The organism is Saccharopolyspora sp. NPDC002686, assembly GCF_040295745.1.
In the GTDB taxonomy this organism is placed as follows: domain Bacteria; phylum Actinomycetota; class Actinomycetes; order Mycobacteriales; family Pseudonocardiaceae; genus Saccharopolyspora; species Saccharopolyspora oryzae.
On the sequence record NZ_JBEOVY010000077.1, the window covers coordinates 1 to 25427 of the forward strand.

Consider the following 25427-nt stretch of genomic DNA (forward strand, 5'->3'; position numbering starts at 1 on the left):
GCCTGGCCGACCCCGGCAGTCCCCCACGAGTCCCCGGCATAACCCGCTGGCAACGTAGGGCAAGGGTTGCGCTCGTTGCGGGACACTGTTACGCACTCACGACCCTTTTCTTGTGAGTGCAGTCGGCCCAGCTTTCGGGCATCGATATCCGTGGCCGCGCTCCCCTGCCACGGGTGCCGCCGTCCCGTCCACAGCGTCACCCGGGGGTGACCAGCGGGACCTCTTGATCGACTGCGGCGCGTATGCCGAGGTGGGGCGCGGGGCGGGTTGGCCAAACCGATTAGGTGCGGGTCATGGGCTTGTAAATGTGATGAACAGAGGGTGTCGTTTCGGGGCTCTGGGGCTTACGCTGTGGACGTCTCGAACGCTCCTAGCGCGGCGCACCCGGCGCGCCTTGCGCGGCAGCGTGCGAATGTCGATCAGGACAGGAGTTGCAAGTTGAGCGAGCCGACGTACTACGCGCCTGAAGGTGGCCTGCCGTCGCAGACGACGCTGCTGACCGACCGGGCCGTCGTGAAGGAGGCGTACACCGTCATCCCTCGCGGCGTCCTCCGCGACATCGTCACCAGCAACCTGCCGGGGTGGACCAACACCCGGTCGTGGATCCTGGCCCGGCCCATCGCCGGCTTCGCCACCACGTTCGCGCAGTACATCGTCGAGGTCTCGCCGGGCGGCGGCAGCACGCAGCCGGAACCGGAGAGCGGCGTGGAGTCGGTGCTGTTCCTGCTCACCGGCGCGCTCGACGTGGTCATCGAGGGCGAGAAGCACCAGCTGACCGCGGGTGGCTACGCCTACCTGCCGGCCGGGGCGAGCTGGTCGGTGGCCAACGAGTCCGACGCGGTGGCCAGCTTCCAGTGGGTGCGCAAGGCCTACGAGGCGGTCGAGGGCATCCCGGCGCCGAAGCCGTTCGCGGTGCAGGAGCAGGACATCGAGCCGACGCCGATGCCCGACACCGACGGTGCTTGGGCGACCACGCGGTTCGTCGACCCGAACGACATGTCGCACGACATGCACGTCAACATCGTGACGTTCGAGCCGGGCGCGGCCATCCCGTTCGCCGAGACGCACGTGATGGAGCACGGCCTCTACGTCCTCGAGGGCAAGGCCGTCTACCGCCTCAACGACGACTGGGTGGAGGTCGAGGCGGGCGACTTCATGTGGCTGCGCGCCTTCTGCCCGCAGGCCTGCTACGCCGGTGGCCCCGGCAAGTTCCGCTACCTGCTGTACAAGGACGTCAACCGCCAGATCAAGCTGACCTGATCTCCTGCGATGGCCCGGCGGAACGCTCCGCCGGGCCGACGTCAACTCCCCAGGAACTCGGCCAACCGGCCACGAGCGCGGGCTGCGTAGCGATCCGGGTCCAGGTGCGCCATGCCGAGGAACCACACCAGCCCTTCGAGTTCGCGTGCGCGGTGGAACGGGGCGAGATCCGCGGGATCGCAAGGTGCTTCGCCGATCACCTCGGCGTACGCGCGGAGCGCGGTGGGAGCGTCGGCGCTGAAATTCCCGGCCAGCACGGCGAGATCCCACTCCCTGGGCCCGCGGCAGGCCTCCTCGAAGTCCGTCCACCGCCACTGCCCGTCCGCCAGCGGCAAGTTGCCCGGATGGGCATCGCCGTGCAGAACACCATCGGCGCCGCCGATTCCGTCGAGCTCCGCGAGCACTGCTTCGTGCTGCGCCCGCAGCTCTTTCAGCTCGCCCGCGGCGAGGACGTCCGCTCGTTCCAGCGCCGCGAGTCCATCGTGGATCTGGTCCGCGGCCGGGGTCAGCCACGGCAGCTCGGCCGGGCAGTCGGCCAGCGCGAGGTGCAACCGGGCCAAGGCCGTTCCGCTGGCCACCGCGTCCGCCCGCTGCGATGAGCACGGCAGGTAGGTCCACAAGCTCACCCAGAACCCGTCGCGTTCGTGCGGCCCCGGGTCCACTCCGGACGCCGGCGGGATGACCGCTGCACCTCGCCGAGCCGCGTGCGATGCGACCGAGACCTCCCGGGCCAGCCAGGCCGACGGGTCGCGGCGGGTCCACGCGGTCAGCGTGGCGACCCGGGCGACGACGGGCTCCGGAGCCAGCCGCACGACCAAGTTGCCCCGATCGGACACCACCCGCGGATCTCCGCTCGGCAGGCCGAAGCTCTGCGCGACGGCCAGTGCTGCGGCCAGACCTGCGCGGGTGCGCTCGTCGTCGTTCGGGGTCATCTGCCCAGTATCCGGCGGTGGGCAACCGGTTTTCGGAAATGCCGCGACAAACCGGAACAGCCGGCTCTAAGCTCCTCCTGATCGTCGCGCTTGTCTTCTCCCCGGTGGCACCGCCGGGACCGTGCGGGCGGCGCCATCGTTGGAGGATGCCTTGACCGCGCAAGACGACCTGATCACGCGCCCGATCACCGGGACCGACGAGCTCGACCTGTTCTGCCGGATCCCCTACGCCCTCAACGAGGAGCTGGCCGACGACCTGGCCTCCGGGCGCCGGCGTCCGGAGTGGATGTGGGTTGCGCTGCGCGGCGACCGGTTGTTGGCGCGAGCGGCCTGGTGGAGCCGGCCGGGCGACGACGCACCCGTGGTCCTCGACGTCGTGGACGTCGACGCGGCGGAATCCGATCGCGTGGACATCGGCGTGCAGCTCCTGCGCACCGCGATGACCGCCGCTCTTCCGACGGGTTCGCGTCCTCCCGGGTACAGCCGCTTCGTCGAACCCGATTGGCGTGACACCCCGGCGGGCAAGCAGGTCGTCGACGACCGGATGGCCGTGCTGGAGCGGCTCGGCGCCGAGCTCTTCGTCGAGCGGCTGCGCTTCGAGTGGCGTCCGGGATCGCCGGTTCCCGAGCCCGGCCGGCGTCTCCGGTTCCGGCCGGTCGAGGACACCGACGAGCTCCTGGACCTGATGACCGCTGTCCTGGACGGAACCCTGGACGCGCATTCACGCGACGACCTGACCCGGATGCCGGCCCGCGAAGCAGCCGCCGAGCAGTACGAGAACGAGTTCGCCCGCTGCACCAGCCCTCGGGAGTGGTGGCGGGTCGCGACGCTGCCCGGTGGTGAGCCGGTGGGATTCGTCCTCCCGACGCACAACGGCTACAACGCCTCGATCGCCTACATCGCGATCCTGCCAGCCCACCGCGGCAACGGCTACATCGACGACGTCCTCGCCGAGGGCACCCGCGTGCTCGCCGACCAGGATGTCCCCCGCATCCGGGCCGCCACGGACCTCGGCAACACGCCGATGGCGAACGCCTTCCGCCGCGCCGGGTACGTCAACTTCCAGCGCGAGCTCAAGATGGCCTGGATCTGACCGACTCCGGGACACCGGCGAAGAGGTCGTCCTCCGGGACGGTGGTGGGCACCTCCGACCTGGCGAGGTGGTAGTCCTCGGTCGGCCAGACATCGCGCTCGATCTCCCGGGGGTGGGCGAAGAACGGGCTGTCCGGTCCCATCTGCGTGGCGTGCGCGAGCGCGGCCCGGTCCCTGGTGGCGAAGTGCTCGGGGCAGTGCACGCGGGTGGTGACCTCCAGTTCCGGTACGTCGTCCGGCCATTCGTCGAGCACCGGCCCGATCAGCGAGGGGACGCCACGGTCCAGCATCGCCTCGTGCAGGGCTTGGAACCACCTCCGCGACAACGCGGCCTGGTAGTAGAGCTTGAGCGGTTGCCACGCGCGCCCGGCCTCCGGGTACCGCCGCGGATCGCCTGCCGCGTCGAAGGCCTCGACGGTGACGACGTGGGTCCTGATGTGGTCCGGGTGCGGGTAGCCGCCGGACTCGTCGTAGGTGATGACCACGTGCGGCCGGAACTCGCGGATCACCGAGACCAGAGCTCCAGCCGCCTCGTCCAGAGGTGCCAGGGCGAAGCAGCCCTCCGGCAGCGGATCTCCGTCCGCGGGCAAGCCGGAGTCCACGAACCCGAGGAACCGCTGCCGCACGCCGAGGATCTCGGCAGCGGCGGCCATCTCCTGCCTTCGGATCCCGGCGAGGTCGTCCCGGACCTCCGGCCGGTCCACCGCCGCGTTGAGCACATCGCCGCGTTCGCCACCGGTGCAGGTGACGACCAGGACCTCCACCCCTTCCGCCGCGTAGCGGGCCAGCGTGGCCGCCCCCTTGCTGGACTCGTCGTCGGGGTGGGCGTGCACGCTCATCAAGCGCAGGGTCATGCCGTTTCCTTCTGCCGGGACGGGAACAGGAATGCGGGGACGAGGCTCAGCGCGGTGATGCCCGACGCCCACCAGAACGTGGTGCCGAACGCCACCGCCGGGTCCGGATCACCGTTCTGCAGCACGACGACCAGCACAGCCGTGCCGAGCGAGCCGCCGATGCGGTTGAGCACGTTCAACGCGCTCGCGGCCCGCGGCGCCTCGTGCCGGGCGACGCTCCGGTAGACCGCGGCCATGCCGGGCGCCATCGTCAGGCCCATCCCGATGCCGCGCACCACCAGCGAAGCGACCAGCAGCCAGACCGGCGGCTGGGTGGCGAGCTGGGTGAAGGCGAAGGTTCCCGCCAGCGACACGACGATCCCGGTGACCAGCAGCGGGCGCGGGCCGATCCGGTCGGCCAACCGTCCCGCCAGGTAGGTGGTGATCGCGGTGCCCAACGCCTGCGGCGCCAGGAGCAACCCGGCGTCCAGCGCGCTGACCTGCTGGACCTGCTGGTAGTACAGCGGGATCAGCAGCATCGAGCTGTACAGGGATGCGCCGAGCAGGAACGAATTGCTGGTCGCGGCGGCGAATCCGCGTCGGGCGAACAACCTCAGATCGATCAACGGCGCCGCATCACCGCGCAGCGCGTGAACCGCGTAGGTCCCCAGCAGCGCCCCACCGAGCAGCAGCGGCACGAAGGCGCCGGGCTCGGTGAATCCACGCACCTCCCCTGCCGCGGTGAACCCGTAGACCACCGCGGCCAGTCCTGGCGAGATCAGCACGAGACCGCGCAGGTCCAGCCGGGTCTGCGTTGAGCGGGCGCCGATCGACGGCAGCGACCGCACCGCGATCAGCAGCACGACCGCGCCGATCGGCAGGTTGACCAGGAACATCCACCGCCAGTCCAGGCCCTGCACGATCACGCCGCCGAGCACGGGGCCCAGGACCGGCGCGAACATCACCGGCACCGAGCTCACGGCCATGATCCGCCCCATCCGCGACGGGCCGGCCGCCTGCGCCACCATCGCCTGGCCGATGGGCTGCATCATCCCGCCCCCGATGCCCTGCACCACGCGGAACACGATCAGCGCCACGGACAGCAGCCACATCCGCTTGGCGCCGAACCGCTCCGACGCCCAGCCCGACATCGGCATCACCACGGACACCGCTAGCAGGTAGCCCGTCATCACCCACTGGACGGTGCTCAGCGGCGCACCCAGGTCGTTGGCCACCGCGTCGATGCCGACGTTGACGATCGTCGCGTCCAGCCCTGCCAGGACCGCCGCGCACAGCAGGATCCCCGCCGTGCGCCGCAGCTCGGCGTCGGTCTGCTCGGCCGATCGCGCCGCGCGGACGCCGGTCGAAGCCGTCATGGTCACCTCCTCAGCTCGACCATGAACTTAGGTCCGACCTAGTTTTTAGGTCAAGCCTAATTTTTAGGTCTGGTCTAAACTGACGAGCATGAGCACGACGGGATTGCGGGATCGGCGCAAGCGGCAGACGCGGCAGGAGATCTCCGACATCGCCACCCGGCTGTTCGTCGCGCGCGGCTTCGACGACGTGACGATCGCGCAGGTGGCCACCGCTGCCGGGGTGGCCAAGATGACCGTCACCAACCACTTCCCGCGCAAGGAAGACCTCGTCCTCGACATCCACGAGGAGTTCATCGCCCGCCTCGGCGAGGTCGTCGCGGGCCGCGACGCCGGCGAATCACCGCTGGCGGCGCTGCGGCGCACCTACTTCGAGGACCTGGCGCAGCGCGATGCGATGCTCGGCTTCTCCGGCCAGGACTTCGCGCGGCTGATCGCCGGGAGCCCGACGCTGCTGGCCCGGTTGCGGGAGATCCACGAGGAGCGGGAAACCGCCCTGGCGGCCGTGCTGGCGCGCGAGTTCGACGAGTTCACCGCCGCGATCACCGCCGCGCACGTCATCGCCGTGCACCGGACGCTGTTCGGCGAAGTGCAGCGGCGCACGGTCGCCGGGCAGGCGGCCGATGAGATCGCCGAAGCGCTCGAACCCCTTGCCGCGCAAGCATTCGACGCGCTGGAGCGGCTGGTCGACGCGGGCTAAGCGTGGTCCGGCGCCGGGACGGCGTCGAGGTGTTCGGCGATCAGGTCGAGCAGCAGGTCGACCTCGTCCGGGTCGTAGCCGCCCGCGTCGACCTCGCGGAACTGCGCGAAGCGCACGTCGGCGGCGGCGATCGCGTCGGCGCCTCGCAGGGTGGCCGACACGCGGTCGAGCAGGTCGTCGACCTGGTCGACGTCGTAGCCCTGCTCCCCCGGCGGGGCTTCGTTGAGCACCACACAGCTGATCGCTTCCGCGGTCAGCTTGGGCGTGTCGCGCACCCGGCGGAAGGCTTGGGCGATCGGCATCCGCTGCGCGGGAATCGCGCGATTGCGCGGCGACAGGTGCTTGATGCTGGTCGACACCATCACCAGGAACGCGACCACGCTGGCCTCCTGGTATCCGGGGTGGCCCGGCTGCGGCGGGTTGAACCGGGCGGTCAGCAGGTCCTGCGCGGTCAAGGTGTCCTCTCCGCGCAAGGTCGCCGAGACGCGGTCCACGAACGCGTCCACCTCCGCCTTGTCCACCGCGGCCTGCTGCGGTCCGGCCTGGTCGAAGCCCGCGTGAGGCACCAGATCGGTCGGCTTCGGCTCGGCCGACGCCTCGCTGCGCCGCACGATCTCGGTCTTCGGCGGGACCAGCTCGGCGCGCCGCACGATCTCGGGTTGCGACGGCTCCGCGAGCTCGGTGCGCCGCGTCCGCTGCGCAGTTCGCTCCGCCCTCTGCGACGCCCGGACCTCGCGCTTCATCAGGGTGAGCGCGACCTTGTCCAGGAAGGCGTCGACCTGCGTCCTCTTGTAGGCGCGGCCGCCGCGCTTGCGCGGGCTGAACTCGACGGTCAGCACATCGCGCGCGGTCACCGCCTGCTTTCCGCGCAACGTCGCCACGACTCGCTTCAGGAAGGCATCGACCTCGGCTTCGTCGTAGCCGCGTTCGCGCCGCCATGCCCTGGCGAAGACAACGTCGAGCACGTCGTCGGGGGTGAGCATCGGTGTGCCTCCAGGCGAGCTGGTCTCCACCGGACGCATTCCGGCCACCACGCCGGACCCCGACTCGCCCGTTCTGCGCCGCACAGCTTGCCCAACCCGGCGCGCCAGATCAAGTCCCGATCCACCCGCACTGGACCGAATGGCGCATCTCACGCAGCATGGTGACTGACCGGACGCAGGTGGTGACGCTCCGATTCGTCGTCCTGGTCCGGCGGCTCGGCCGTTCCACCGGCGCTCGCGCGCTGGCCGGGCGACTCCGCAGCACCGGGTCTCGGAGCATCGCGCTGGTCGTGGCGCACCAAGACCAGCAGCACCAGCCCCGCGACCAGGAAGCCGTGCGAGAGCAGTCGCGCCGCGGGGACCGCATCGTTGATCAGGTCCACGACGCTGAACCCGGTCAGCACCACCAGGAAGGCCGAAAGCACCGGCAGCAGGCCCGAAACCGTCCGCGGCCTGACCGCGCTCAGCAGCAGACCCACGCCCAGCGCCACGTTCCAGGCCGTGCTCTCGTTGAACAGGTGCGCGCCCATCGACTCGCCGTGATCGCCGTGGCCGAGTGCGACCAGGCCGGTCGCCTGCACCAACCCGAGCAGCAGCTGGCACACCGCCACGCATCCGAGCAGCAGCCGCGGCCAGCGCCGCCGGTGCGGCTGCGCCGCCAGCACCCCGCTGACCAGGTCTGGAACCGGTTCGGCCGGGCGGATGCGCAGCCGCCTGGTCAGGTCGACGACACCGCGCTGCCACTCCCGGCATCCCGAGCAGGCCGCCAGGTGCTCGTCGAGCTCCGCCGCGGAGATCTGCGGCTCCTCGCCGTCCAACCGCGCCGAGATCCCCTCGCGAAAGTGCGAACAGTCCACGTCCATCCAGTCGTCGCCCGCGTTCCCGTAGTTCCCGGTCTCACCCGATTTCTTCGGACCGCCGAAGGCGATCCCCCAGCAGGTCCTCCCGCGCCCGCGCGACCCTGGAGCGCACAGTACCGATCGGACAGCCGCACACCTCGGCGGTCTCCTGGTAGGAAAGCCCCAGCACCTGGGTGAGCAGCAGCGCTTCCCGGCGTTCCGGGTCCAGGCCGTCGAGCATGACGTTGAGCTCGACGATCTCCTCGAACCTGCCCCGCTGCGGACGTTCCACCGCCGAGGCGTCGACCGGGGACACCGGCCGCGCGCGCTCGTAGCGCACCTGGTCGACGGCCACCCGCCGGGCGATCGCGAGCAGCCAGGTCCGCGCCGAGGAACGTCCTTCGAAGCGGGGCAGGCTGCGCAGGGCGCGCAAGTACGTCTCCTGGGCCAGGTCGTCGGCGCTGCTGGGGGTGGCGAGGTGCGCCAGGAAGCGCCACACATCTCGTTGCGTGGCACGCACGAACGCCTCCAGCGCGGCCCGGTCACCACGCCCTGCCGCCAGGGCCAGATCGGTCAGTCGAGCGTCCTCGACCGCGGAGTTGCTCATGATCACGCACGTTACCGGCGGATCAGGCGCACGAGAATGCTTGCGCAGCAGGCTTTCCCGCCCGGCAAGCGGCTACTCGTTTCGGGTGTTGCGCCGGATCGCCGGGAACCGCGACGCCCCCTGGCGCGACTGCTGATCCGACGATGCCGATCAGGGCGAGGAGCAGCATGCCAGTCGAGGAGTCCACCGTTCGGGAAACGGCGGAACCACCGCAGCGCTCGGACGAGCCGTGGTGGCCCGCCCTGAGACCGCTGGTGCGGCGCCTGCACTTCTACGCCGGGGTCTTCGTCGGACCGTTCCTGCTGGTGGCCGCGCTCACCGGGCTGCTCTACATCTTCACGCCACAGCTGGAGCAAGCCGTCTACGACCACGAGCTGCACGTGCCACCGGGCCCGACCACGCAGTCGCTGGCGGCCCAGGTCGATGCCGCGCGCGACGCGCTTCCCGGCGCCGAGCTCAACGCCGTGCGCCCGGCACCGACGCCCACCGACACCACCCAGGTGATCTTCAACGCACCCGACGCGCCGTCCGACAGCTACCGCCGCACGGTGTTCGTCGATCCGCACACCTCCGAGGTCCGCGGGGTGCTGGACACCTACGGCAGCAGCCAGGCGCTGCCGGTGCGCACCTGGATCGACGAGCTGCACCGCAGCCTGCACGTCGGTGACGTCGGCCGGATCTACAGCGAGCTGGCCGCCAGCTGGCTGTGGGTCATCGCGCTGGGCGGGCTGCTGATGTGGTTGCGGCGCAAGCGGAACAACGCCCGCTCGCTGGTCGCTCCCCGACTCCGCGGCGAGGGCCGGCGACGAGTCCTGTCCTGGCACGGTTCGGTGGGTTTGTGGGCGTGCGCGGGCCTGCTGTTCCTGTCCGCGACCGGCCTGACCTGGTCGCTCTTCGCAGGTGAGAACGTCAGCCAGCTGCGCTCGGCGCTGTCGTGGGAGGCGCCGGGGGTGTCCACCGATCTGCCACGTCCGGCCACCGGCGATGTCGGCTTCGACCGCGTGCACGCTGCTGCGATCGAGCGCGGCGTGGCCGGCCCGGTGGAGATCACCGCGCCCGGCGACGGCGCATACACGGTCACGCAGACCGAGCGGCACTGGCCGACGCAGCTGGACTCGGTGGCGGTGGACCCGGGAACCGGGCAGGTCGTGTCGGAGCTGCGCTTCGCCGACTTCCCGCTGATGGCCAAGCTCGCCCGCTGGGGCGTCGACGCGCACATGGGGCTGCTGTTCGGGTTGCCGAACCAGCTCGTGCTCGCAGCGCTGGCGGTCGGGCTGATCAGCATGGTGGCCCTGGGTTACCGGATGTGGTGGCTGCGCAGGCCGACCCGCGGTTTCGGCTCACCGCCGGAGCGCGGGGCGTGGCGGCGCGTGCCCGGCCGGGTGCTGGCGCCGATCATCCTCGCCGCCGCGTTCATCGCGTACGCGTTGCCGCTGCTGGGCGCTTCGCTGCTGCTGTTCCTGGTCGTCGACGTCGCACTCGGCGCCCGCCGCACGACGGGAGTCTGACCGTGGTCGAATCACTGCTGCTCCGCTGGATCCTGACCGTCCTGTTCACCGCCTCCGCGCTCTGGGGCCTGCACCGGATCATCCGGGCGGAACCGATCTCGCCGCTCTCCGGCCGGCTCACCGATCAGGACCGGGACGTTCCCGGCAGTCCCGCGGTGCGGATCAGCGCCGCTTGGCACGTGGTCATGAGCGCGGCGATGGTCGCGATGTGCTGGCCGTGGGGCATGGCGATCCCCGCCACCCCGCAACTCGTGCTGTTCGCGGTCATGGCCGTGTGGTTCCTGGCGCTGACCACCGATCTCGTCGGGTGCACCGGTCATCGCCGCTGGCAGGACGCGCACCACGCGGTGATGGCGCTCGCGATGTGCTGGATGCTGACCGCGATGCCGTCGCTGATGTCGCACGGGGAATCCGGTTCCGAGGACGTCCACCACCACTCGATGGGTTCCGGGATCCTGGCTTCGGCACCGGATCCGGCGCAGGAGAACGGGATCGCCGTGGTGTTCGCGCTGCTCGGCGGCTACTTCGTCCTGACGTCGCTGCCCTGGCTGTCGGCTGCGGTGGACATCGGCCGGAAGGCCCGGACCCGGCCGCAGCGCGAGGCCGCCTACGAAGCGACCTGCCACGCCGCGATGGCGGCGGGGATGGGCGTGATGTTCCTGGCCGCGAGCTGACCGGTCCGCTCACGGATCCACAGTGGACGATCAGGCCGCGCGCAGGACCGCGACCGGGCAGGGTGCGCGGTTGACCACCGCGTGGCTCACCGAACCGAGCAGGCTGCGCCGGACGCGACCGCGGCCGTGGCTGCCCACGACCAGCAACGAAGCCTGCTCCGCCTCGCGCAGCAGCGCCTGCCGGGGCTTCTCCGGGGTGACCACGCGCCGGACCTTGACGTCCGGGTACCGCTCGCCCCAGCCCGCCAGCGATTCGGCGACCAGCCCCTCGGCGTCCTCGCGGACCTCCGACCACGGCAGTTCCCACTTGCCCACCCACGAGAACGGATCCAGCGGCAGATCGCTCCACGCGTGCACGCCCACCAGGTCGCAGCGGTTGCGGGAGGCGAAGTCGAAGGCGAAGCCGATCGCGGCGCGGCTGGTGGCCGAACCGTCCACGCCCACCACCACCGGCGCCGACTCCGCGATGTCGCGGCCGTCGCGGACCACCACGACCGGGGAGCCGCCGCGCGTGGCCAGCAGTTCCGCCGAGGTCGCGCCCAGGCCGACCGCCGCTTCCAGCTGCGGCCCGCCGAGCACCAGCAGCTCGGCGTCGACGGCCATCGCGGCGAGCACCTGGACCGGATCGCCGAACGGCAGTTCGCTGCGCACCTCCATTCGGGGGTCGACCTCGTGGCACTCCTCGACGAGTCCGGCGAGCTCGCGCCGCAGCGCCTGCTGGAGGGGCTCCACCACGTTGCCCTCCCCCGGCACCCTGATCGCGGCGTGCTCCTCGAACGGCCAGGTCAGCACGTGCACCAGCAGCAGCGACCGGCCCCGGCCGGCGGATTCCCGGGCCGCCCACCGCACTGCCCGCCGTGACGACTCCGACAGGTCGAACCCCACCACGACCGCGCCGCTGCTGGTTCCGGACATGACGCTCCCCCTCCTCCAGGCCCGACCTCCAGACTGCGCCACCGCTGGACCCCGACGTCAGAGCACTTCGTCACCCACTGGGATGGTGACCATCGGCTCTACCTGATCCGCCGGTGCACCAACAGGCTGGAAGAGCATCGGGGCGACGGAGGGGTCACGATGAACGCGAGCATCACGGCAGTGGGCAGCCTGACCGTCGACGAGGTCCGCGAGGTCCTGATCGCGGCCACCGCCGCTCCATCGCTGCACAACACCCAGCCCTGGCGGTTCCGCTGCACGCCGAACGCGATCGAGCTGCACGCCGATCCCGACCGCGCACTGAAGGCCGCCGACCCGGATCACCGCGAGCTCGTGCTGGCCTGCGGTGCGGCCCTGCTGAACCTGCGGCTGGCCATCCGCTCCTTCGGAGCCGTGCCGGACGTCCGGCAATTCCCCGAGCACGAACGCCCGACCCTGCTGGCGGCCGTGCGCGCGTGCGCGCGACGACCTGCCACACCGGCCGAACGGGAGCTCGCGGCGGCGATCCCGAAGCGCCGGACCAACCGCAAGCCGTTCCGCGAAGATCTCGTTCCGACCGTGCTGCAGGAGCACCTCCGGCAGGCGGCCGAGGCCGAGCGCGGGTGGCTCGCCGTCCTGGACCGCTCGCAACGATCCGTGCTGAGCGCGCTGAGCCGGAAGGCGCACCAAGCGCAGCTCGACGACCCGGAGTTCGTGGCCGAGTGGCAGCACTGGACCGGACGCTCCGACCACGAGCGCGACGGAGTTCCCGCCCGGACCAGCGGCCCCACGCCCGAACCCCAGGACGAGTTCGTGGTGCGGGACTTCAGCGGCGGCAACTCCCGCACCCGCGTCGCGGGCAAGGACTTCGAGCCCGAGCCGCTGATCTGCGTCCTGGGCTCGTTCCAGGATTCCCGGCACGCGCAGTTGCAGGCGGGGATGGCCATGCAGCGGGTTCTCCTGACCGCGACGGCGAACGGGCTGGCCAGCTCGTTCCTCTCGCAGGTGGTGGAGGTCCCGGACACCCGCCGCGAACTGCGCGAACTCCTCGGGTGCGGCCTGTGGCCGCAGATCGTGCTGCGCATCGGCTACGGATCCCCCGTCCCGGCCACGCCACGACGTCCGCTCGAGGACGTCGTGACCGCCGAACATCGCGGCTGACCCACCGCGAGTCCGCAGTGGACACCATGTGAGCAGTGCTGATCCGACGAACCCAGCACAAGTGACACCTGCGTTGACGGACGTCCGGACATCGCTGGTAGCGTTTTAAATCAGTCAGTTGATTTAAAAATGCCGCAGCGCTGCGGCCAGCGCCACCGATGCGAGAAGGGTCAGCATGCCGACGCTCCCGCCGCAGGTCCCCGAGGAACTCGACTTCGACCCCGACGCCCTGCGCGAGCGGTACCGCGCGGAACGCCAGCGCCGGGTCCGCCCGGACGGCAGCCAGCAGTACCAGCGCGCCGAGGGCCGGTTCGGCTACTACGCCGAAGATCCCCACGCGGAACCCGGATTCACCAGGGCCCCGATCCACGACCAGGTGGACGCCGTCGTGATCGGCGGCGGCTTCGGCGGTCTGCTGGCCGGTGCGCGGTTGCGCCAGGCCGGGCTCGAGCGGATCCGGATCGTCGAGAAGGGCGGCGACTTCGGCGGCACCTGGTACTGGAACCGCTACCCGGGCATCCACTGCGACATCGAGTCCTACGTCTACCTCCCGCTGCTGGAGGAGGTGGGCCACGTCCCCGAGTGGAAGTACGCGCCGGGCGAGGAGATCCGCCAGCACGCGATGGCGATCGGCCGCACCTTCGACCTCTACCGCGACGCGTGCTTCCAGACCGCGGTGCGCGAGCTGCGCTGGGACGGCGAGTGGATCGTGCGCACCGACCGCGGCGACGAGATGCGGGCGACGTACGTGGTGGTGTCCAACGGGACCCTGGACCACCCGAAGCTGCCGGGCATCCCCGGCATCGAGTCCTTCACCGGGCACACCTTCCACACCAGCCGCTGGGACTACGGCTACACCGGAGGCGGGCCGGGCGGCGGTCTCACCGGACTCGCCGACAAGCGCGTCGCGATGATCGGCACCGGCGCCACGGCCGTCCAGGTCGTGCCGCACGTGGGCCGCGACGCCGAGCACCTCTACGTCTTCCAGCGCACACCGTCCTCTGTGGACGTGCGCGGCAACCGGCGCACCGACCCGGAGTGGGCAGCTTCCCTGGAACCGGGCTGGCACTCCCGGCGCCGGGAGAACTTCCAGGCCGCGGTCACCGGGCACGAGGTGTCCGAGGACCTGGTGGCCGACGCCTGGACCAGCAGCGGGCACGTGCTGGGCAAGATCATCGCCACCGACGCCCACGCGCACCTGCCGCGCGAGGAGTGGGAGCGGATCGAGGAGATCCTCGACTTCCAGAAGATGAACCAGCTGCGCAGCCGCGTCGACGAGGTCGTCGACGACCCGGCGACCGCGGAGCGCCTCAAGCCCTGGTACCGCTACGGCTGCAAGCGGCCCACCTTCAGCGACGAGTACCTGCAGACGTTCAACCGCCCCAACGTCACCCTCGTCGACACCGCGGACCACGGTGGCGTCGAGCGCATCACCGAACGCGCTCTCGTGGTCGGCGGCACCGAGTACGAGGTGGACTGCATCATCTTCGCCACCGGTTTCGAGGTCGGGAAGTCCGATGCCATGACCGGGCGGCTCCCGGTGCACGGCAGGGACGGGATCGGGCTCCTGCAGTCGTGGGCCACCGGGGGCGTGCGCACGCTGCACGGGTTCTGCAGCAACGGCTTCCCGAACCTGTTCCACCTGGGATCGCTGCAGAACGCTCCTTCGGTGAACTTCGTGCACGTGCTCGACGAGCAGGCGATCCACGTCGGCGCCGTGGTCGCCGAGGCCCGCCGCCGCGGGGCCAAGTGCGTCGAACCGACTCCGGAGGCCGAGCAGGCCTGGGTGGAGACGATCCGGTCGACCGCGCCGGACCAGGAGCGCTTCGCCGCGGAGTGCACCCCCGGCTACTACAACAACGAAGGCGTGTCCCGCGGCCCCCGCATGACCTACGGGCCCGGTCCAGCGGCCTTCCAGCGGCTGCTCCGCGAGTGGCGCGAGGGCGAGGGCATCGACGAGGTGCTCGGCGATGCGAGCTGAGCACGACCGCTACCGCGGATCCGGCCGGCTGCCGCGCAGCGAGCGGTGGCGGATCGAACGGCTCACCGAGGCGAACCCGCTGTGGGGGTCCAACGGCATCGCCTTCGGACCGGACGGCAGGCTCTACGTCGCGCAGTACGTGGCGGGCCGCATCAGCGCCGTGGACCTCGGATCCGGTGACGTCGAAGTGGTGGTGGACCTGGACGGCCCGATCCAGTCGCCCGACGACCTGGCGTTCGGCACCGACGGGTCGATGTACATCACCGACCTCACCCCCGGCCGGGTGTGGCGGCGCACGCCGGACGGCGCGTTCACGCTGGTGTCGGACGAGGTCGCGGCGACCAACGGCATCGCGTGCGTCGGTGATCGCGTGTTCGTCAACGAGATGCGCGTGGGCGGTCGCGTGCTCGAGGTGACCCCCGGCGCCGAACCGGTGGTGCTCGCCGAAGGGCTGGCGATGGGCAACGCGATGCAGCTCGGCCCGGACGGCTGCCTGTACTACCCGCACATGATCACCGGCGAGGTGCACCGCGTCTCGCCGGACGGCGGAGAACCGGAACTGGTCGCCGAAGACGTGCACGCGCCGGTGGCGGTCCGGTTCGACCGGGGCGGATCGCTGACCTGTCTCGCGGCGAGGAAGGCATCGTCACCCGGATCGACCTGTTCGGCTCCGGCGACCGCTCGGTCGTGCCGGGCGAGGTGTCCGGAATGGACAACGCCGCCTTCGACGCCGAGAACCGCATGTTCGTGTCCAGCTTCGCGGCGGGCGGGATCGCGGAGCTCTCCCCGGACGGACGAGCGCGCGAGGTGGTGCCGACCGGGCTCGTCGGACCGTTCGGGGTGGCGGCGCACCGCTCCGGCACCGTGTTCGCCGGGGACAACTACCGGTTGGCCGACGTCGACGACGGCGAGGTGACGACGCGCGAGCTGCTCGTGTTCAGCCACGGTGTGGCCACCGACGACCGAGGGCGGGTGCACCTCACGTCGCAGTTCGGCGACGTGCGCACCTACGAGCCGGACGACCGGGTGCTGACCACCCGCGCGCGGGAGCTGTCCCGGCCCACCGGCGTCGCCGCGCGCCGGGACGGAAGCCTCGTGGTGGCCGAGACCGGCAGGGGGCGCGTGGTGACCATCGCCGAGGACGACGCCTTGGACGTCCTGGCCGAGGACCTGGACTCCCCGGTCGACGTCGCCATCGACGAGCAGGACCGCTGCTACGTGAGCGACGAGCGGGCCGGCACGGTGTCGCTGGTCGACGGTTGCGGGATCGCGCTCGTCGCCGAAGGGCTCGAGGCACCGCAGGGCATCGCCGTGCTCGACGGGGAGCTGTTCGTCGTGGAGACGGGTCGGCGCAGGTTGCTCGCGATCGACCTGGCCACCGGTGAGCGGCGCGTCGAGGCCCGAGACCTCGCCGTCGGCCTGCCGCCGGGGACGGCACGTGCGCAACCGGCGCTGTTCCAGCACGGCCTGCCGGGCGTGCCGGTGCCGTTCGCGGGCGTGGCCGCGGGAGCCGACGGCTCGCTCTACATCTCGGCCAACGGCGAAGGCAGCGTGCTCCGCCTGCGACGCCGTTCGCGCGAATAGCGCCTCCTGGAGCGCATTTCGGCCTAGAAGCCGGTTCGTCCGCTTTCCGCACTGATCGTCTTCTCGCGGAGTTCGGATCTCGCACACCGGGTGTTCACCACCGGGTGGTTCGGTGATCGAAACCGGAGTGCGGGATCCCAGGAAGGCGGTCGATGATGGCCCTCGTCGAGCTCGGGCGCCGGAAGGCGTTGAGCACCGCGGTCGCGGTCGGCGCGTTGCTGTTCTCCACGCCGGCTGCGACAGCCACCGAATCGCTGCGCACCGAGACGCAATTGGCACCGGGCGTCGCGTACCGGTCGTTCGAGATGTCCACAGCGCACGGTCCGGTGGTGGCCTACCTGCTCACCGCCGACCTGAGCGTTCCGACCGTGGAGCTCGACCTGCTGCACCCGGACTCGGTCGCCGCGCGCGACGAGATCCCCGACATGACCAACGCCCAGCGGGCGGTCGCCGGCGTGAACGGCGACTTCTTCCACATCAGCGAGTCGCACGAAGGGATCCCGGCCACCGGATCGTCGGTGGGCCCGGCGATCGCCGACGGCGAGGACCTCAAGGCCGCAGTGCCCAACGGCCAGCGGTTCGGTCCCGCGCTGCCCGCCGGGACTTCCACCGAGGACGTCTTCGGGGTCGGCGCCGACCGGCGGGCGCGCGTCTCGAGCCTCGAACTCGACGGGTTGCTCCGCAGCGGTGGCCGAACCGCCGAGATCTCCGGGTTGAACCAGTACGCGCTGCCGGTGGACGGCATCGGCGTCTACAACTCGGATTGGGGCGAGGTTTCGCGCGCGAGGGCGGTGTGCGGAACCGACACCGACCGCTCGGCGCCGTGCAGCGAGCAGACCGAAGAGGTCGTCGTCCGCGACGGCGTGGTCACCTCCGCGCAGGACCAGCCCGGCGCCGGGGACATCCCGTCCGGAACGGTGGTCCTGGTGGGCCGCGAGGGCGGTGCCGCCGAGCTGGAGAAGCTCGCCGTCGGTGATCGCGTCGTCGTCGAGACGCACCTCTCGGCAGCCGAGGAGCCGCCGCTGGACTTCGCGGTCGGCGGTTTCCCGATCCTGCGCGGCGGACGTCCGCTGCCCGACCTCGACACCGGAGAACTGGCCCCGCGAACGGCGGCCGGGGTCAGCGCGGACGGCAGCACGGCCTACCTGCTGACCGTGGACGGGCGTTCGGCGGCCAGCACCGGGCTGAACGTGCGCGAGACGGCCGAGCTGCTGCAGTCCTTCGGCGCGGTCGACGGGATGAACCTCGACGGCGGCGGTTCCTCGACCGTGGCGGTCCGCGAACCCGGCGAGGACGCGGCGACGGTGCGCAACGTGCCCTCCGACGGTGTGCCGCGACCGGTCGCCAACGGAGTCGGCGTCTTCTCCCGCTGAGATCAGATACCCTGCAGGGGTATCTGACACGGAACGGGGAAACCGATGCGCACTCTCCTGCACCTGCAGCGGACGCACGCCAGGCTGGAAGCCGTCGTGCACCTGTGCTGCCGCCGGCTCGTCCCCGCCATCACCGCCGAGTTGAGCCGCGGCGGCACCGCCGGCGAGCTGACCGCGCGGATCACCGCCCGCGCCGCAGCCCCCTGCCGCGGGAAGCGCTGATCGCGCTCACCGGAACGTGCGCTTGGCGAACTCGGCGACCGCCTTGCCCGCGTTCGCCTTGCGGGCGATCTTGTGGTTGGCGCCGAGCAGCAGGCGGAGCTGGTAGGCGCTCTCCCAGCGGAACGCCTGCCACGGGGAAACGTGCCAAACCCGCTGGAACAGGCGCTTGGTCGCGGCCACCGAGTCCGGGGAGCGGGTCGCGAGCTGCTCGGCCAGCTCCACCGCCGCCGCGTGCGGATCGTTGCCGACCTCGGTGACCAGGCCGAGCTCGTGCGCCTTGGTCCCGTCGAAGACCTCCGCGGTCATGGCCAGGCGCTTGGCGACGTCCATCGGCAGCAGCTCGCGCAGCGTCGCGGTGCCGCTCATGTCCGGCACCAGCCCCCACTTCGCCTCCATCACGGAGAACTGCGCGTCCGGCGTCGCGAACCGGAAGTCGGCACCCAGAGCCAGCTGGAGCGCACCGCCGAAGCAGTGGCCGCGGATCACCGCCAGCACCGGGACCGGCAACCGCCGCCAGGCCCAGCACGCCTCCTGGTAGAGGTTGGTCGAGCGCCACGGGGGCCGGAGGAAGTTGAGCATCATCTGCCCCTGCTTCTCGCCCACCGACGCGAAGTCGAGCCCGGCCGAGAACGAGCGCCCCGCACCGCTGAGGACGACCGCCCGCACCGACCGGTCGGCGCGCACCTTCGCGGCGGCGTCGATCAGGGCGCGCAGCATCTCCAGGTCGAGCCCGTTGAGCCGGTCCTCCCGGGTCATCGTGACGTGGGCCAGCGGCCCGTCGATCTCGACCGACACGCGATCCGACATCTGCGACTCCTCGGGTTCAGCGGTGGACCACCCGATCCTACTGGTCGGTAACATCGCTGGTCGACACCCCTCGATCATCGACCCCCGGTCACGGGACGTGTTCTTCATCGCCCTTTCGGTCCAGCGTCGCCGAACTGTTGACAACGGAACGTGTTCGATTCAGGCTTCGTGCTGTGAACCTGTCTGACAGCCGGACAACCGGTCTCCAGCGCGTCAGCGCGATGGAGGCCCTGCTCGCCCACCTCCGCGACGCCATCGCGCGCGGCGAGTACGCCGTCGGCGCCAAGCTGCCGTCCGAGGCCGCGCTGGGCAGGGAGTTCCAGGTGAGCCGATCGGTCGTGCGGGAGGCGCTGCGCGGCCTGCAGGCCCTCGGGCTCACCACGTCGCAGGCAGGCAAGGGCACCTTCGTCGTCGCCGACGAACCCGTCGACAACCCCAGATTCGGCTCGTACTCGGCGCGGGACCTGCTGGAAGTGCGGCGCCACGTGGAGATCCCGGCCGCCGGTTACGCCGCCCTGCGGCACACCCCCGATGACCTGGACCTGCTCACCGACCTGCTGGAGCGGATGACCCGCGAGACCGACGACACCGCGTGGGTGGCGCTGGACTCGCTGTTCCACATCACCGTCGCCCAGGCTTCGGGAAATCCCGTGTTCGGCAAGGTCATCGAGGAGATCCGGGACGCCCTGGCCCGGCAGTCCGCCTTCCTGAACCAGCGCGGCGACCGCCGCGCGGCCTCCGATGCCGAGCACCGCGAGCTCGTCGACGCCATCGCCAGCGGCCAGGACAGCGCCGCGGCCGAGGCGATGGCCCACCACCTGGCGAACGTCGAGCACGCGCTCGGTGACCTCGTCAGCCGCCCCTGAACACCCCGCAGCCGGATCCGACCGCGCCCCACGAGGAGGCCCCCGAATGAACCCCGCTCCCCCGACCGGGGTGCCCGCGCACGCGCCGCTGGTGCACGTCCTGCGCGACGGCCTGGTCGAAAGCGTCCACCACGGCTCGGTCGTGGTGCTGGGACCGGACGGTTCGACGCTGTTCCAGGCCGGTGACGTCGACAGCGCCTTCTACCCGCGTTCGGCGGCCAAGCCGGTGCAGGCGGTGGCCATGGTCCGGCTCGGCCTGTCGCTGCCGCCGGAGCTGCTCGCGCTGACCGCCGCCAGCCACTCCGGCGAGCAGGTCCACCTCGACGGTGCCCGGCGCGTGCTGGCCGCGAGCGGATCCACCGAGGACGACCTCGGCAACCCGGCGGACCTGCCGTTCGACCCGGTCGAGCGGGACCGCTGGATCTCGGCGGACCGACCGGCGCGCAAGCTGGCGCACAACTGCTCGGGCAAGCACGCGTCCATGTTGCGCACCGCGCAGGTGAACGGTTGGTCCACAGCGGACTACCTGGATCCGGACCACCCCTTGCAGCGGGAGATCGCGGCCACCGTCGAGGAGCTCACCGGGCAGCGGATCGCGCACGTGGCCGCGGACGGGTGCGGCGCGCCGTTGTTCGCCGTGTCGCTCCGCGGCCTGGCCGCGGCTGCCGGGCGGATCGCCAGCGCACCGGACGGGACGCCGGAAAGCGCTGTCGCGCAGGCGATCCGGTCGCACCCCGAGATGGTCGGCGGAACTCGGCGCGATGCCACCGCGCTGATGCGGGCGGTGCCGGGGCTGATCGCCAAGGACGGTTTCGAGGCGGTGCAGATCGCCGCGCTGCCGGACGGCACGGCGATCGCGCTGAAGATCGCCGACGGCACCGACCGCGCACGGCTTCCGGCAACGCTGGCGGCGTTGGCCCTGGCGGGCGTCGCCCCGGAGGCGCTGGAACCGTTCGCCGATCCGCGGTTCGCCGTGGTCGACGAGTTGTCGCCCGACCTTCGCGCCGCCTGATCCCACCGGCCTTCCACGGCCTCCGGCGAAATTCGTCCACATCAGACGGTCTCCGTGATGCACCTCGCCGCGCCGTCGATTAATTCGGTGGCGTCGCGCGGGGAAACGCGTGATCATTGACGAGTTCCAGGAGTTCGGAGGAAGGACGATCATGCACACGGCAGTCGACGGCGCCAGGGTGCCGATCCGGATGTGGGCGGATCCGCAGACCGTGGAAGACGCCGCGATGCGCCAACTGCACAACGTCGCCAACATGCCGTGGGTGCACGGCCTGGCCGTGATGCCCGACGTGCACTACGGCAAGGGCGCCACCGTCGGCAGCGTCATCGCCATGCGCGACGCGGTGTCGCCGGCCGCGGTGGGCGTCGACATCGGCTGCGGGATGAGCGCGGTGCGCACCTCGCTCACCGCGAGCGACCTGCCCGACGACCTCGGCGTGCTGCGGCGGCGGATCGAGTCGGCCGTCCCGGTCGGCTTCGCCGTGCACCGCACCCCGGTCAACCCCGCCCGCGTGCACGGCACCGGCGGATGGCAGGAGTTCTGGTCCGGTTTCGGCGATCTGCACCCGGGCGTGCAGAACATGCAGGACCGGGCGCGGGCGCAGGTCGGCACGCTCGGCGGCGGCAACCACTTCATCGAGGTCTGCCTCGAGCAGGGCGGTCCGGACGCCGGCCGCGTGTGGCTGATGCTGCACTCCGGTTCCCGGGGCATCGGCAACGAGCTGGCCAAGCGGCACATCGACATCGCCCGCAAGCTCCCGCACAACGCCGACCTGCCGGACCCGGACCTCGCGGTGTTCGTGGCCGGAACCCCGCAGATGCAGGCCTACCGCCGAGACCTGTTCTGGGCCCAGGACTACGCGGCGCGCAACCGCGCGACGATGCTGTCCCTGGTGCAGCTGGCGCTGGCCGACACGGTGCCCGGAACCCGCTTCGACGCTCCGATCAGCTGCCACCACAACTACGTGGCCGAGGAGGTCCACGACGGGGTCGAGGTGCTGGTGACCCGCAAGGGCGCGATCCGGGCCGGGTCGGGCGACCTGGGCATCATCCCGGGGAGCATGGGAACCGGATCGTTCATCGTGCGCGGCCTGGGCAACGCCCGGTCCTTCGAATCGGCCTCGCACGGCGCGGGTCGGCGGATGTCCCGGACGAAGGTAGAAGCTGATCGGCAGCACAACGAACCTGCCGGTGATCAGGACGTTTGGCATCACCACGTGCACGTCTTCCCGCGCTATCCGGGTGATGATCTCTACGGCTCGGAACCGTGCCGGCAGTTCGCTTCACCGCAGTGGCGTCGGTACTACGCCGCGCTGCTCGCTCGCCATTTTAATGTGAGCTAGCTGTCCCCGGAGGTAAACCAGGCCGGATGCTCGAGTTCGTGCCGCTGGTCTTCTGCTGGCGAGTGCGGTTTCGGCGGTGTTGAGGATCGCTTGGAAGGTTCGGGGATCAGGCGGCGCGCGTGCTTGACCTTGACACGGTGACAAGGTCTTGACTGCGTGGCGGAGGTGGTTCCCATCAACTCGGCACACAGGGATTTTCAGGACCCCCGCTCGCTGGAGGCGTCGTTGAGCGCTGCGGGCCCGTCGGTGCGGCTCAAGGCGGCTCTGGCGGCTGGCACGCATCCCGACCTCGGACTGGTCGCGACGCTGGTGGCGCGGTGCGCGGTTGAGCCGGACTTCTTCGTGCGTGACATGCTCACCTGGGCGTTGACCCGCTTCCCGTCGGAGGTCACGGTGCCCGGTCTTCTCGCGGAGCTTCGTTCCGAGCGGGCTCAGGGGCGAAGTCAGGCGTTGCACACGCTGTCGAAGATCGGTGACGGGAGCACGTGGCCAGCGATCACCCGGTCGTTGTTGCGCGACGCCGACGACGAGGTCGCGCGGAGCGCGTGGCGTGCTGCTGTCGTCCTCGTTCCCGACGCAGAACGCAAGGAGCTGGCGGAGGAACTGGTCGGCCAGCTCGGTCGGGGTGACCGGACCGTGCAGCTCAGCCTCAGCCGGGCGCTCGTCGCGCTCGAGGACGTGGCGGAGCCGGCTCTGCAGCCGGGGCTGGCCAGCGAGGACCCGGTGGTGGCTGCGCATGCCCGCGCCACGGAGATGCTGCTGCGGGACCCGGATGCGGGTTTCAACTCGGTGCTCGACGAGGCGAGGCGGATCGTCGCGCTCGGTCCGGACGGGATCCGGTGACACCGTGCTGATCGGAGAAGTGGCGCGGCGTTCGGGGGTGAGCACCCGGATGCTCAGGCACTACGAGTCCCTCGGGCTGGTGCGGCCGACGGGCCGCACCACGGGTGGTTACCGCGAGTACTCCGATGAGGACATTCGCCGGATCTTCCACGTGGAGAGCCTGCGCTCGCTGGGGTTGTCGTTGCGGCAGATCGGGCGTGCGCTGGAGGATCCGGCGTTCACGCCGTCCGCGCTGGTCGGCGACCTCATCCGGTGGGCCGAGGACCGGTTGGCGCGGGAGCGGGAGCTGCTCGAGCGCCTTCGTGCGGTCGATTCTTCCGCGCCTTCGGACTGGCAGGGTGTTCTGCGCATCGTCGAGCTGATGCGCGGGCTGAGCTCGGCCAGCGCCGCGAGCCGGCAGCAGAGCGTCCTGGCCCCGGCGGAGGGGGTGCCGGTTCCCGCCGAGGTGCTGGCGGCGGCGGTGCTGGCCGAAGCCGATGCGAACGTCGCAGGGGCCTTGCGGTGGGCTCTCGCGCGGGCGGGTGGTGACGGTTTGGCGAGTGTGGCATCCGGGCTGCGTTCGGACGACGTCGACGTCCGGCGGCGGGCGGTTGTGGCGGTGGCCGAGATGTCCGGCGGCGAGGCGACCGCGGTGCTCGCCGGCGCGCTCGACGACTCGGATGCGACCGTGCGCGGGCATGCTGCGCTGGCTTTGGGAAGTCGTGGCGGGATCGAAGCTGTGCCGATGCTCGTCGCAATGGTGGCCGAGGGTGTCAACGACGTCGAGGCGGCCGAGGTCTTGGGAACGTTGGCACTGGGCTCCGGACGCGCGGAGCAGGTCATGAGTGCGCTGGTCGAGGAGCTCGCCGCGCCCGCTGCGGACTCCGCGGTGCGGATTCGCCTGACGCAGGCGCTCGTCGAGATGCCGGCAGCTCTTGCGCAGGACGTCCTGCAGCAGCTGTCCGACGATGACGATCGGGCGGTGGCTCGCATCGCTTCGGCACTGGTGGGTGTGCTCGGCGAACGGTCCAAGCCCTGAGAGCCGGATCTGCCCGGGTGGAGTGTCCGATGTGGTCAGAGCGTTCGGGTACGCGGCGCCACAGCCGTTGCCAGTGCAGGGCGTAGACAGTCCGCTCGTGCACCGTGCAGAGCGAGCACCGCGATTGGTCAGTGGCTGCGTGGGGTGGGCAGTTCGTAGGTCAGGCCGGTGATGGTGTCGCCGCTGGGTGCGAGGTGCTCGGTGGGGCCGTCGACGAGGCGGAAGCCGGCGCGTTCGAGCGTGCGTTGCGAGGCGGTGTTGTCCTGTTCGGTGCGGGCGCGCAGCGTGGCGATGCCGTGGGTCGGGGCCCAGGCGGTGATGAGGTCGAGTGCGCGTTGGGTGGCGCCGAGGCCGCGGGCGTGCGGGGCCAGCCAGAAGCCGACTTCGGCGCTGTCGTGCTGGATGTCGAACAGGGTGATCGAGCCGAGGAAGCGGTCGTCGGTGGTGTTGGCGATGGCCAGGACGGCGAGGTTCCCGCGGCGCAGGCCGTCGGCGATGACGCCGCTGATCTGCTCGCGCACCAGTTGCGGGGTGTAGCGCGGGCTGGGCAGGTGCGCGAAGCGGCGCACGGCCTCGTCGGTGGTGCCGGTGGCGTAGTCCTCCGCGTCGCGGTCGGCGAGGTGGCGGATGGTGATGACGCCGTCGGTCAATCCGGGTTCGGGCAGTGCCAGGGCCACGGTTGCCTCCAACGCGGGAACGCTGTGCGGGTCGCTGGAAGGGTGTTCTCGCGCCTGATCATGTCAGCGGTCCGCGCGGGCGTGCCAGCGGCCGTCGGTGCGGGTGATGCGCACCGGGTGGTCGAAGCACTTGGTGATGTGGTCGGTGGTGATCACCTGGTCGACCGCTCCGGCGGCCAGGCAGCGGCCGTCGCGCAGCAGCATGGCGTGGGTGGTGCTGGCCGGCAGTTCTTCCAGGTGGTGGGTCACCAGCACGGTGGCCAGCTCCGGGTGTTCGGCGCGCAGGGTGTCGAGGCTGGTCAGCAGTTGTTCGCGGGCGGCCAGGTCGAGTCCGGTGGCCGGTTCGTCCAGCAGCAGCAACCTGGGCACGGGCATCAGGGCGCGGGCGATGAGGGTCCGGCCGCGCTCCCCCTGCGAGAGGGTGTCCCAGCGGGCGGTGGCCTTCTCGCCCATGCCGAGCATGCTGATCAGCCGGTCGGCCTGGGCGCTCTGCTGCGGGGTCGGTTCCCAGCGCGGCACGAGTTCGGTGGTGTTGGTGGCGCCGGTGAGCACGACCTCACGGACCCGCAGCGGGCTGTGCAGGGGGTGTCGGGGGTTGACGTGGCCGACGTAGGAGCGCAGTTGCCGCATGTCGACGCGGCCGAGCTGGTGGCCGAGGACCGCGACGCTGCCGCGGGTGGGGTGGCTGACCGCTCCGAGCAGGTTGATCAGGGTGGTCTTGCCCGCACCGTTGGCGCCCAGCAGCGCCCAGTGCTGGCCGCGGTGGACCTGCAGGGAGATCGACCGCAGCAGGTGGTTGCCGTCGCGGACGACGTCGACGTCGTCGAC

Annotated in this window: 26 protein-coding genes; 16 read left to right on the top strand and 10 right to left on the bottom strand. The window is 71.1% G+C overall.

Translation table 11 applies throughout. From position 1 onward, the window contains the following. Window positions 1–438: 438 nt before the first annotated feature. A complete protein-coding gene (locus ABTZ89_RS13005; RefSeq protein WP_270953912.1) occupies window positions 439–1260 on the top strand; it encodes a bifunctional allantoicase/(S)-ureidoglycine aminohydrolase in 822 nt (273 codons plus the stop codon). A 41-nt stretch (window positions 1261–1301) separates the two neighbouring features. Here ABTZ89_RS13005 and ABTZ89_RS13010 read toward each other — a convergent pair whose 3' ends face one another. Then, entirely contained in the window at window positions 1302–2192 is an 891-nt protein-coding gene (locus tag ABTZ89_RS13010; protein ID WP_351043786.1) for a phosphotransferase, read from the bottom strand. 151 nt (window positions 2193–2343) lie between these two features. Here ABTZ89_RS13010 and ABTZ89_RS13015 point away from each other — a divergent pair, with 151 nt between their 5' ends. Beyond that, window positions 2344–3285 (top strand): GNAT family N-acetyltransferase, encoded by a 942-nt coding sequence (locus ABTZ89_RS13015; protein WP_351043789.1) that lies wholly within the window; start codon window positions 2344–2346, stop codon window positions 3283–3285. Here ABTZ89_RS13015 and mca read toward each other — a convergent pair. Both mca and ABTZ89_RS13025 read right to left on the bottom strand, forming a co-directional pair. Then, a complete protein-coding gene (gene mca / locus ABTZ89_RS13020; protein ID WP_351043792.1) occupies window positions 3266–4138 on the bottom strand; it encodes a mycothiol conjugate amidase Mca in 873 nt (290 codons plus the stop codon). The genes ABTZ89_RS13015 and mca overlap by 20 nt on opposite strands. Beyond that, window positions 4135–5493, bottom strand: a complete 1359-nt coding sequence (locus ABTZ89_RS13025; RefSeq protein WP_351043794.1) for a DHA2 family efflux MFS transporter permease subunit — start codon at window positions 5491–5493, stop codon at window positions 4135–4137. The genes mca and ABTZ89_RS13025 overlap by 4 nt, the downstream gene beginning before the upstream one ends. Window positions 5494–5581: 88 nt before the next feature. Here ABTZ89_RS13025 and ABTZ89_RS13030 point away from each other — a divergent pair, with 88 nt between their 5' ends. After that, entirely contained in the window at window positions 5582–6190 is a 609-nt protein-coding gene (locus ABTZ89_RS13030; protein ID WP_351043797.1) for a TetR/AcrR family transcriptional regulator, read from the top strand. On the opposite strand, the gene ABTZ89_RS13035 is transcribed toward ABTZ89_RS13030, so the two are convergent. From ABTZ89_RS13035 to ABTZ89_RS13045, 3 genes are all read right to left on the bottom strand, one after another. Further along, window positions 6187–7173 (bottom strand): DivIVA domain-containing protein, encoded by a 987-nt coding sequence (locus tag ABTZ89_RS13035; protein WP_351043800.1) that lies wholly within the window; start codon window positions 7171–7173, stop codon window positions 6187–6189. The two genes, ABTZ89_RS13030 and ABTZ89_RS13035, sit on opposite strands and share 4 nt — an antisense overlap. 149 nt (window positions 7174–7322) lie before the next feature. Then, window positions 7323–8036, bottom strand: a complete 714-nt coding sequence (locus tag ABTZ89_RS13040; RefSeq protein WP_351043802.1) for a zf-HC2 domain-containing protein — start codon at window positions 8034–8036, stop codon at window positions 7323–7325. Window positions 8037–8070: 34 nt separating this feature from the next. Next, window positions 8071–8619, bottom strand: coding sequence for a sigma-70 family RNA polymerase sigma factor (locus ABTZ89_RS13045; protein WP_270951877.1), 549 nt, complete (start codon window positions 8617–8619; stop codon window positions 8071–8073). A 167-nt stretch (window positions 8620–8786) separates the two neighbouring features. Between ABTZ89_RS13045 and ABTZ89_RS13050 the strand changes: the two genes are divergently transcribed. Both ABTZ89_RS13050 and ABTZ89_RS13055 read left to right on the top strand, forming a co-directional pair. After that, window positions 8787–10127 carry a PepSY-associated TM helix domain-containing protein gene (locus tag ABTZ89_RS13050; protein WP_351043806.1) on the top strand — a complete coding sequence of 447 codons (1341 nt, stop codon included), beginning with the start codon at window positions 8787–8789 and terminating at the stop codon, window positions 10125–10127. Between the two features lie 2 nt (window positions 10128–10129). Then, on the top strand, window positions 10130–10801 hold the full coding sequence (locus ABTZ89_RS13055; RefSeq protein WP_351043809.1) for a DUF5134 domain-containing protein: 672 nt from the start codon (window positions 10130–10132) through the stop codon (window positions 10799–10801). Between the two features lie 30 nt (window positions 10802–10831). Here ABTZ89_RS13055 and ABTZ89_RS13060 read toward each other — a convergent pair whose 3' ends face one another. After that, window positions 10832–11716 (bottom strand): universal stress protein, encoded by an 885-nt coding sequence (locus tag ABTZ89_RS13060; RefSeq protein WP_270951881.1) that lies wholly within the window; start codon window positions 11714–11716, stop codon window positions 10832–10834. Between the two features lie 159 nt (window positions 11717–11875). Here ABTZ89_RS13060 and ABTZ89_RS13065 point away from each other — a divergent pair, with 159 nt between their 5' ends. The 6 genes from ABTZ89_RS13065 (at window position 11876) to ABTZ89_RS13090 (ending at window position 18034) form a co-directional block, all read left to right on the top strand. After that, entirely contained in the window at window positions 11876–12874 is a 999-nt protein-coding gene (locus ABTZ89_RS13065; RefSeq protein ID WP_270951883.1) for an Acg family FMN-binding oxidoreductase, read from the top strand. Between the two features lie 175 nt (window positions 12875–13049). After that, a complete protein-coding gene (locus tag ABTZ89_RS13070; protein ID WP_351043813.1) occupies window positions 13050–14855 on the top strand; it encodes a flavin-containing monooxygenase in 1806 nt (601 codons plus the stop codon). Beyond that, a complete protein-coding gene (locus tag ABTZ89_RS13075) occupies window positions 14845–15771 on the top strand; it encodes an SMP-30/gluconolactonase/LRE family protein (RefSeq protein ID WP_351043816.1) in 927 nt (308 codons plus the stop codon). Before ABTZ89_RS13070 ends, ABTZ89_RS13075 begins: the two co-directional genes overlap by 11 nt. After that, entirely contained in the window at window positions 15720–16439 is a 720-nt protein-coding gene (locus tag ABTZ89_RS13080; RefSeq protein WP_351043819.1) for an SMP-30/gluconolactonase/LRE family protein, read from the top strand. The genes ABTZ89_RS13075 and ABTZ89_RS13080 overlap by 52 nt, the downstream gene beginning before the upstream one ends. A gap of 152 nt (window positions 16440–16591) precedes the next feature. Further along, complete coding sequence (locus ABTZ89_RS13085) at window positions 16592–17812, top strand: phosphodiester glycosidase family protein (RefSeq protein WP_351043822.1); 1221 nt, start codon at window positions 16592–16594, stop codon at window positions 17810–17812. Between the two features lie 45 nt (window positions 17813–17857). After that, window positions 17858–18034, top strand: coding sequence for a hypothetical protein (locus ABTZ89_RS13090; protein WP_351043825.1), 177 nt, complete (start codon window positions 17858–17860; stop codon window positions 18032–18034). 6 nt (window positions 18035–18040) lie between these two features. Here ABTZ89_RS13090 and ABTZ89_RS13095 read toward each other — a convergent pair whose 3' ends face one another. Then, entirely contained in the window at window positions 18041–18841 is an 801-nt protein-coding gene (locus ABTZ89_RS13095) for a crotonase/enoyl-CoA hydratase family protein (RefSeq protein ID WP_351043827.1), read from the bottom strand. A 221-nt stretch (window positions 18842–19062) separates the two neighbouring features. Between ABTZ89_RS13095 and ABTZ89_RS13100 the strand changes: the two genes are divergently transcribed. The 5 genes from ABTZ89_RS13100 to ABTZ89_RS13120 all read left to right on the top strand — a co-directional run bounded on the left by ABTZ89_RS13100 (window position 19063) and on the right by ABTZ89_RS13120 (window position 23922). Then, a complete protein-coding gene (locus ABTZ89_RS13100; protein WP_351043843.1) occupies window positions 19063–19707 on the top strand; it encodes a FadR/GntR family transcriptional regulator in 645 nt (214 codons plus the stop codon). 46 nt (window positions 19708–19753) lie between these two features. Next, window positions 19754–20719: an asparaginase gene (locus tag ABTZ89_RS13105; RefSeq protein ID WP_351043830.1), complete on the top strand. Its 966-nt coding sequence runs from the start codon at window positions 19754–19756 to the stop codon at window positions 20717–20719. Window positions 20720–20870: 151 nt separating this feature from the next. Further along, a complete protein-coding gene (locus ABTZ89_RS13110; RefSeq protein ID WP_351043833.1) occupies window positions 20871–22061 on the top strand; it encodes an RtcB family protein in 1191 nt (396 codons plus the stop codon). Between the two features lie 165 nt (window positions 22062–22226). Next, window positions 22227–22904 (top strand): HEAT repeat domain-containing protein, encoded by a 678-nt coding sequence (locus ABTZ89_RS13115; protein ID WP_351043846.1) that lies wholly within the window; start codon window positions 22227–22229, stop codon window positions 22902–22904. A gap of 4 nt (window positions 22905–22908) precedes the next feature. After that, the gene (locus ABTZ89_RS13120) at window positions 22909–23922 is read left to right on the top strand and encodes a MerR family transcriptional regulator (protein ID WP_351043835.1); all 1014 of its coding nucleotides are present in this window, start codon (window positions 22909–22911) and stop codon (window positions 23920–23922) included. A 128-nt stretch (window positions 23923–24050) separates the two neighbouring features. On the opposite strand, the gene ABTZ89_RS13125 is transcribed toward ABTZ89_RS13120, so the two are convergent. Both ABTZ89_RS13125 and ABTZ89_RS13130 read right to left on the bottom strand, forming a co-directional pair. After that, window positions 24051–24599: a GNAT family N-acetyltransferase gene (locus ABTZ89_RS13125; RefSeq protein ID WP_351043838.1), complete on the bottom strand. Its 549-nt coding sequence runs from the start codon at window positions 24597–24599 to the stop codon at window positions 24051–24053. 63 nt (window positions 24600–24662) lie between these two features. Further along, a partial coding sequence (locus ABTZ89_RS13130) for an ABC transporter ATP-binding protein (protein WP_351043841.1) occupies window positions 24663–25427 on the bottom strand: 765 nt, incomplete at its 5' end.

What these genes read in the sequence shown, in the direction of transcription:
- ABTZ89_RS13010 (WP_351043786.1), bottom strand. Translation starts at nt 2,192, where the DNA reads ATGACCCCGAACGACGACGAGCGCACCCGCGCAGGTCTGGCCGCAGCA.
- mca (WP_351043792.1), bottom strand. Translation starts at nt 4,138, where the DNA reads ATGACCCTGCGCTTGATGAGCGTGCACGCCCACCCCGACGACGAGTCC.
- ABTZ89_RS13025 (WP_351043794.1), bottom strand. Translation starts at nt 5,493, where the DNA reads ATGACGGCTTCGACCGGCGTCCGCGCGGCGCGATCGGCCGAGCAGACC.
- ABTZ89_RS13030 (WP_351043797.1), top strand. Translation starts at nt 5,582, where the DNA reads ATGAGCACGACGGGATTGCGGGATCGGCGCAAGCGGCAGACGCGGCAG.
- ABTZ89_RS13035 (WP_351043800.1), bottom strand. Translation starts at nt 7,173, where the DNA reads ATGCTCACCCCCGACGACGTGCTCGACGTTGTCTTCGCCAGGGCATGG.
- ABTZ89_RS13040 (WP_351043802.1), bottom strand. Translation starts at nt 8,036, where the DNA reads ATGGACGTGGACTGTTCGCACTTTCGCGAGGGGATCTCGGCGCGGTTG.
- ABTZ89_RS13045 (WP_270951877.1), bottom strand. Translation starts at nt 8,619, where the DNA reads ATGAGCAACTCCGCGGTCGAGGACGCTCGACTGACCGATCTGGCCCTG.
- ABTZ89_RS13050 (WP_351043806.1), top strand. Translation starts at nt 8,787, where the DNA reads ATGCCAGTCGAGGAGTCCACCGTTCGGGAAACGGCGGAACCACCGCAG.
- ABTZ89_RS13060 (WP_270951881.1), bottom strand. Translation starts at nt 11,716, where the DNA reads ATGTCCGGAACCAGCAGCGGCGCGGTCGTGGTGGGGTTCGACCTGTCG.
- ABTZ89_RS13065 (WP_270951883.1), top strand. Translation starts at nt 11,876, where the DNA reads ATGAACGCGAGCATCACGGCAGTGGGCAGCCTGACCGTCGACGAGGTC.
- ABTZ89_RS13070 (WP_351043813.1), top strand. Translation starts at nt 13,050, where the DNA reads ATGCCGACGCTCCCGCCGCAGGTCCCCGAGGAACTCGACTTCGACCCC.
- ABTZ89_RS13075 (WP_351043816.1), top strand. Translation starts at nt 14,845, where the DNA reads ATGCGAGCTGAGCACGACCGCTACCGCGGATCCGGCCGGCTGCCGCGC.
- ABTZ89_RS13085 (WP_351043822.1), top strand. Translation starts at nt 16,592, where the DNA reads ATGATGGCCCTCGTCGAGCTCGGGCGCCGGAAGGCGTTGAGCACCGCG.
- ABTZ89_RS13090 (WP_351043825.1), top strand. Translation starts at nt 17,858, where the DNA reads ATGCGCACTCTCCTGCACCTGCAGCGGACGCACGCCAGGCTGGAAGCC.
- ABTZ89_RS13095 (WP_351043827.1), bottom strand. Translation starts at nt 18,841, where the DNA reads ATGTCGGATCGCGTGTCGGTCGAGATCGACGGGCCGCTGGCCCACGTC.
- ABTZ89_RS13100 (WP_351043843.1), top strand. Translation starts at nt 19,063, where the DNA reads ATGGAGGCCCTGCTCGCCCACCTCCGCGACGCCATCGCGCGCGGCGAG.
- ABTZ89_RS13105 (WP_351043830.1), top strand. Translation starts at nt 19,754, where the DNA reads ATGAACCCCGCTCCCCCGACCGGGGTGCCCGCGCACGCGCCGCTGGTG.
- ABTZ89_RS13110 (WP_351043833.1), top strand. Translation starts at nt 20,871, where the DNA reads ATGCACACGGCAGTCGACGGCGCCAGGGTGCCGATCCGGATGTGGGCG.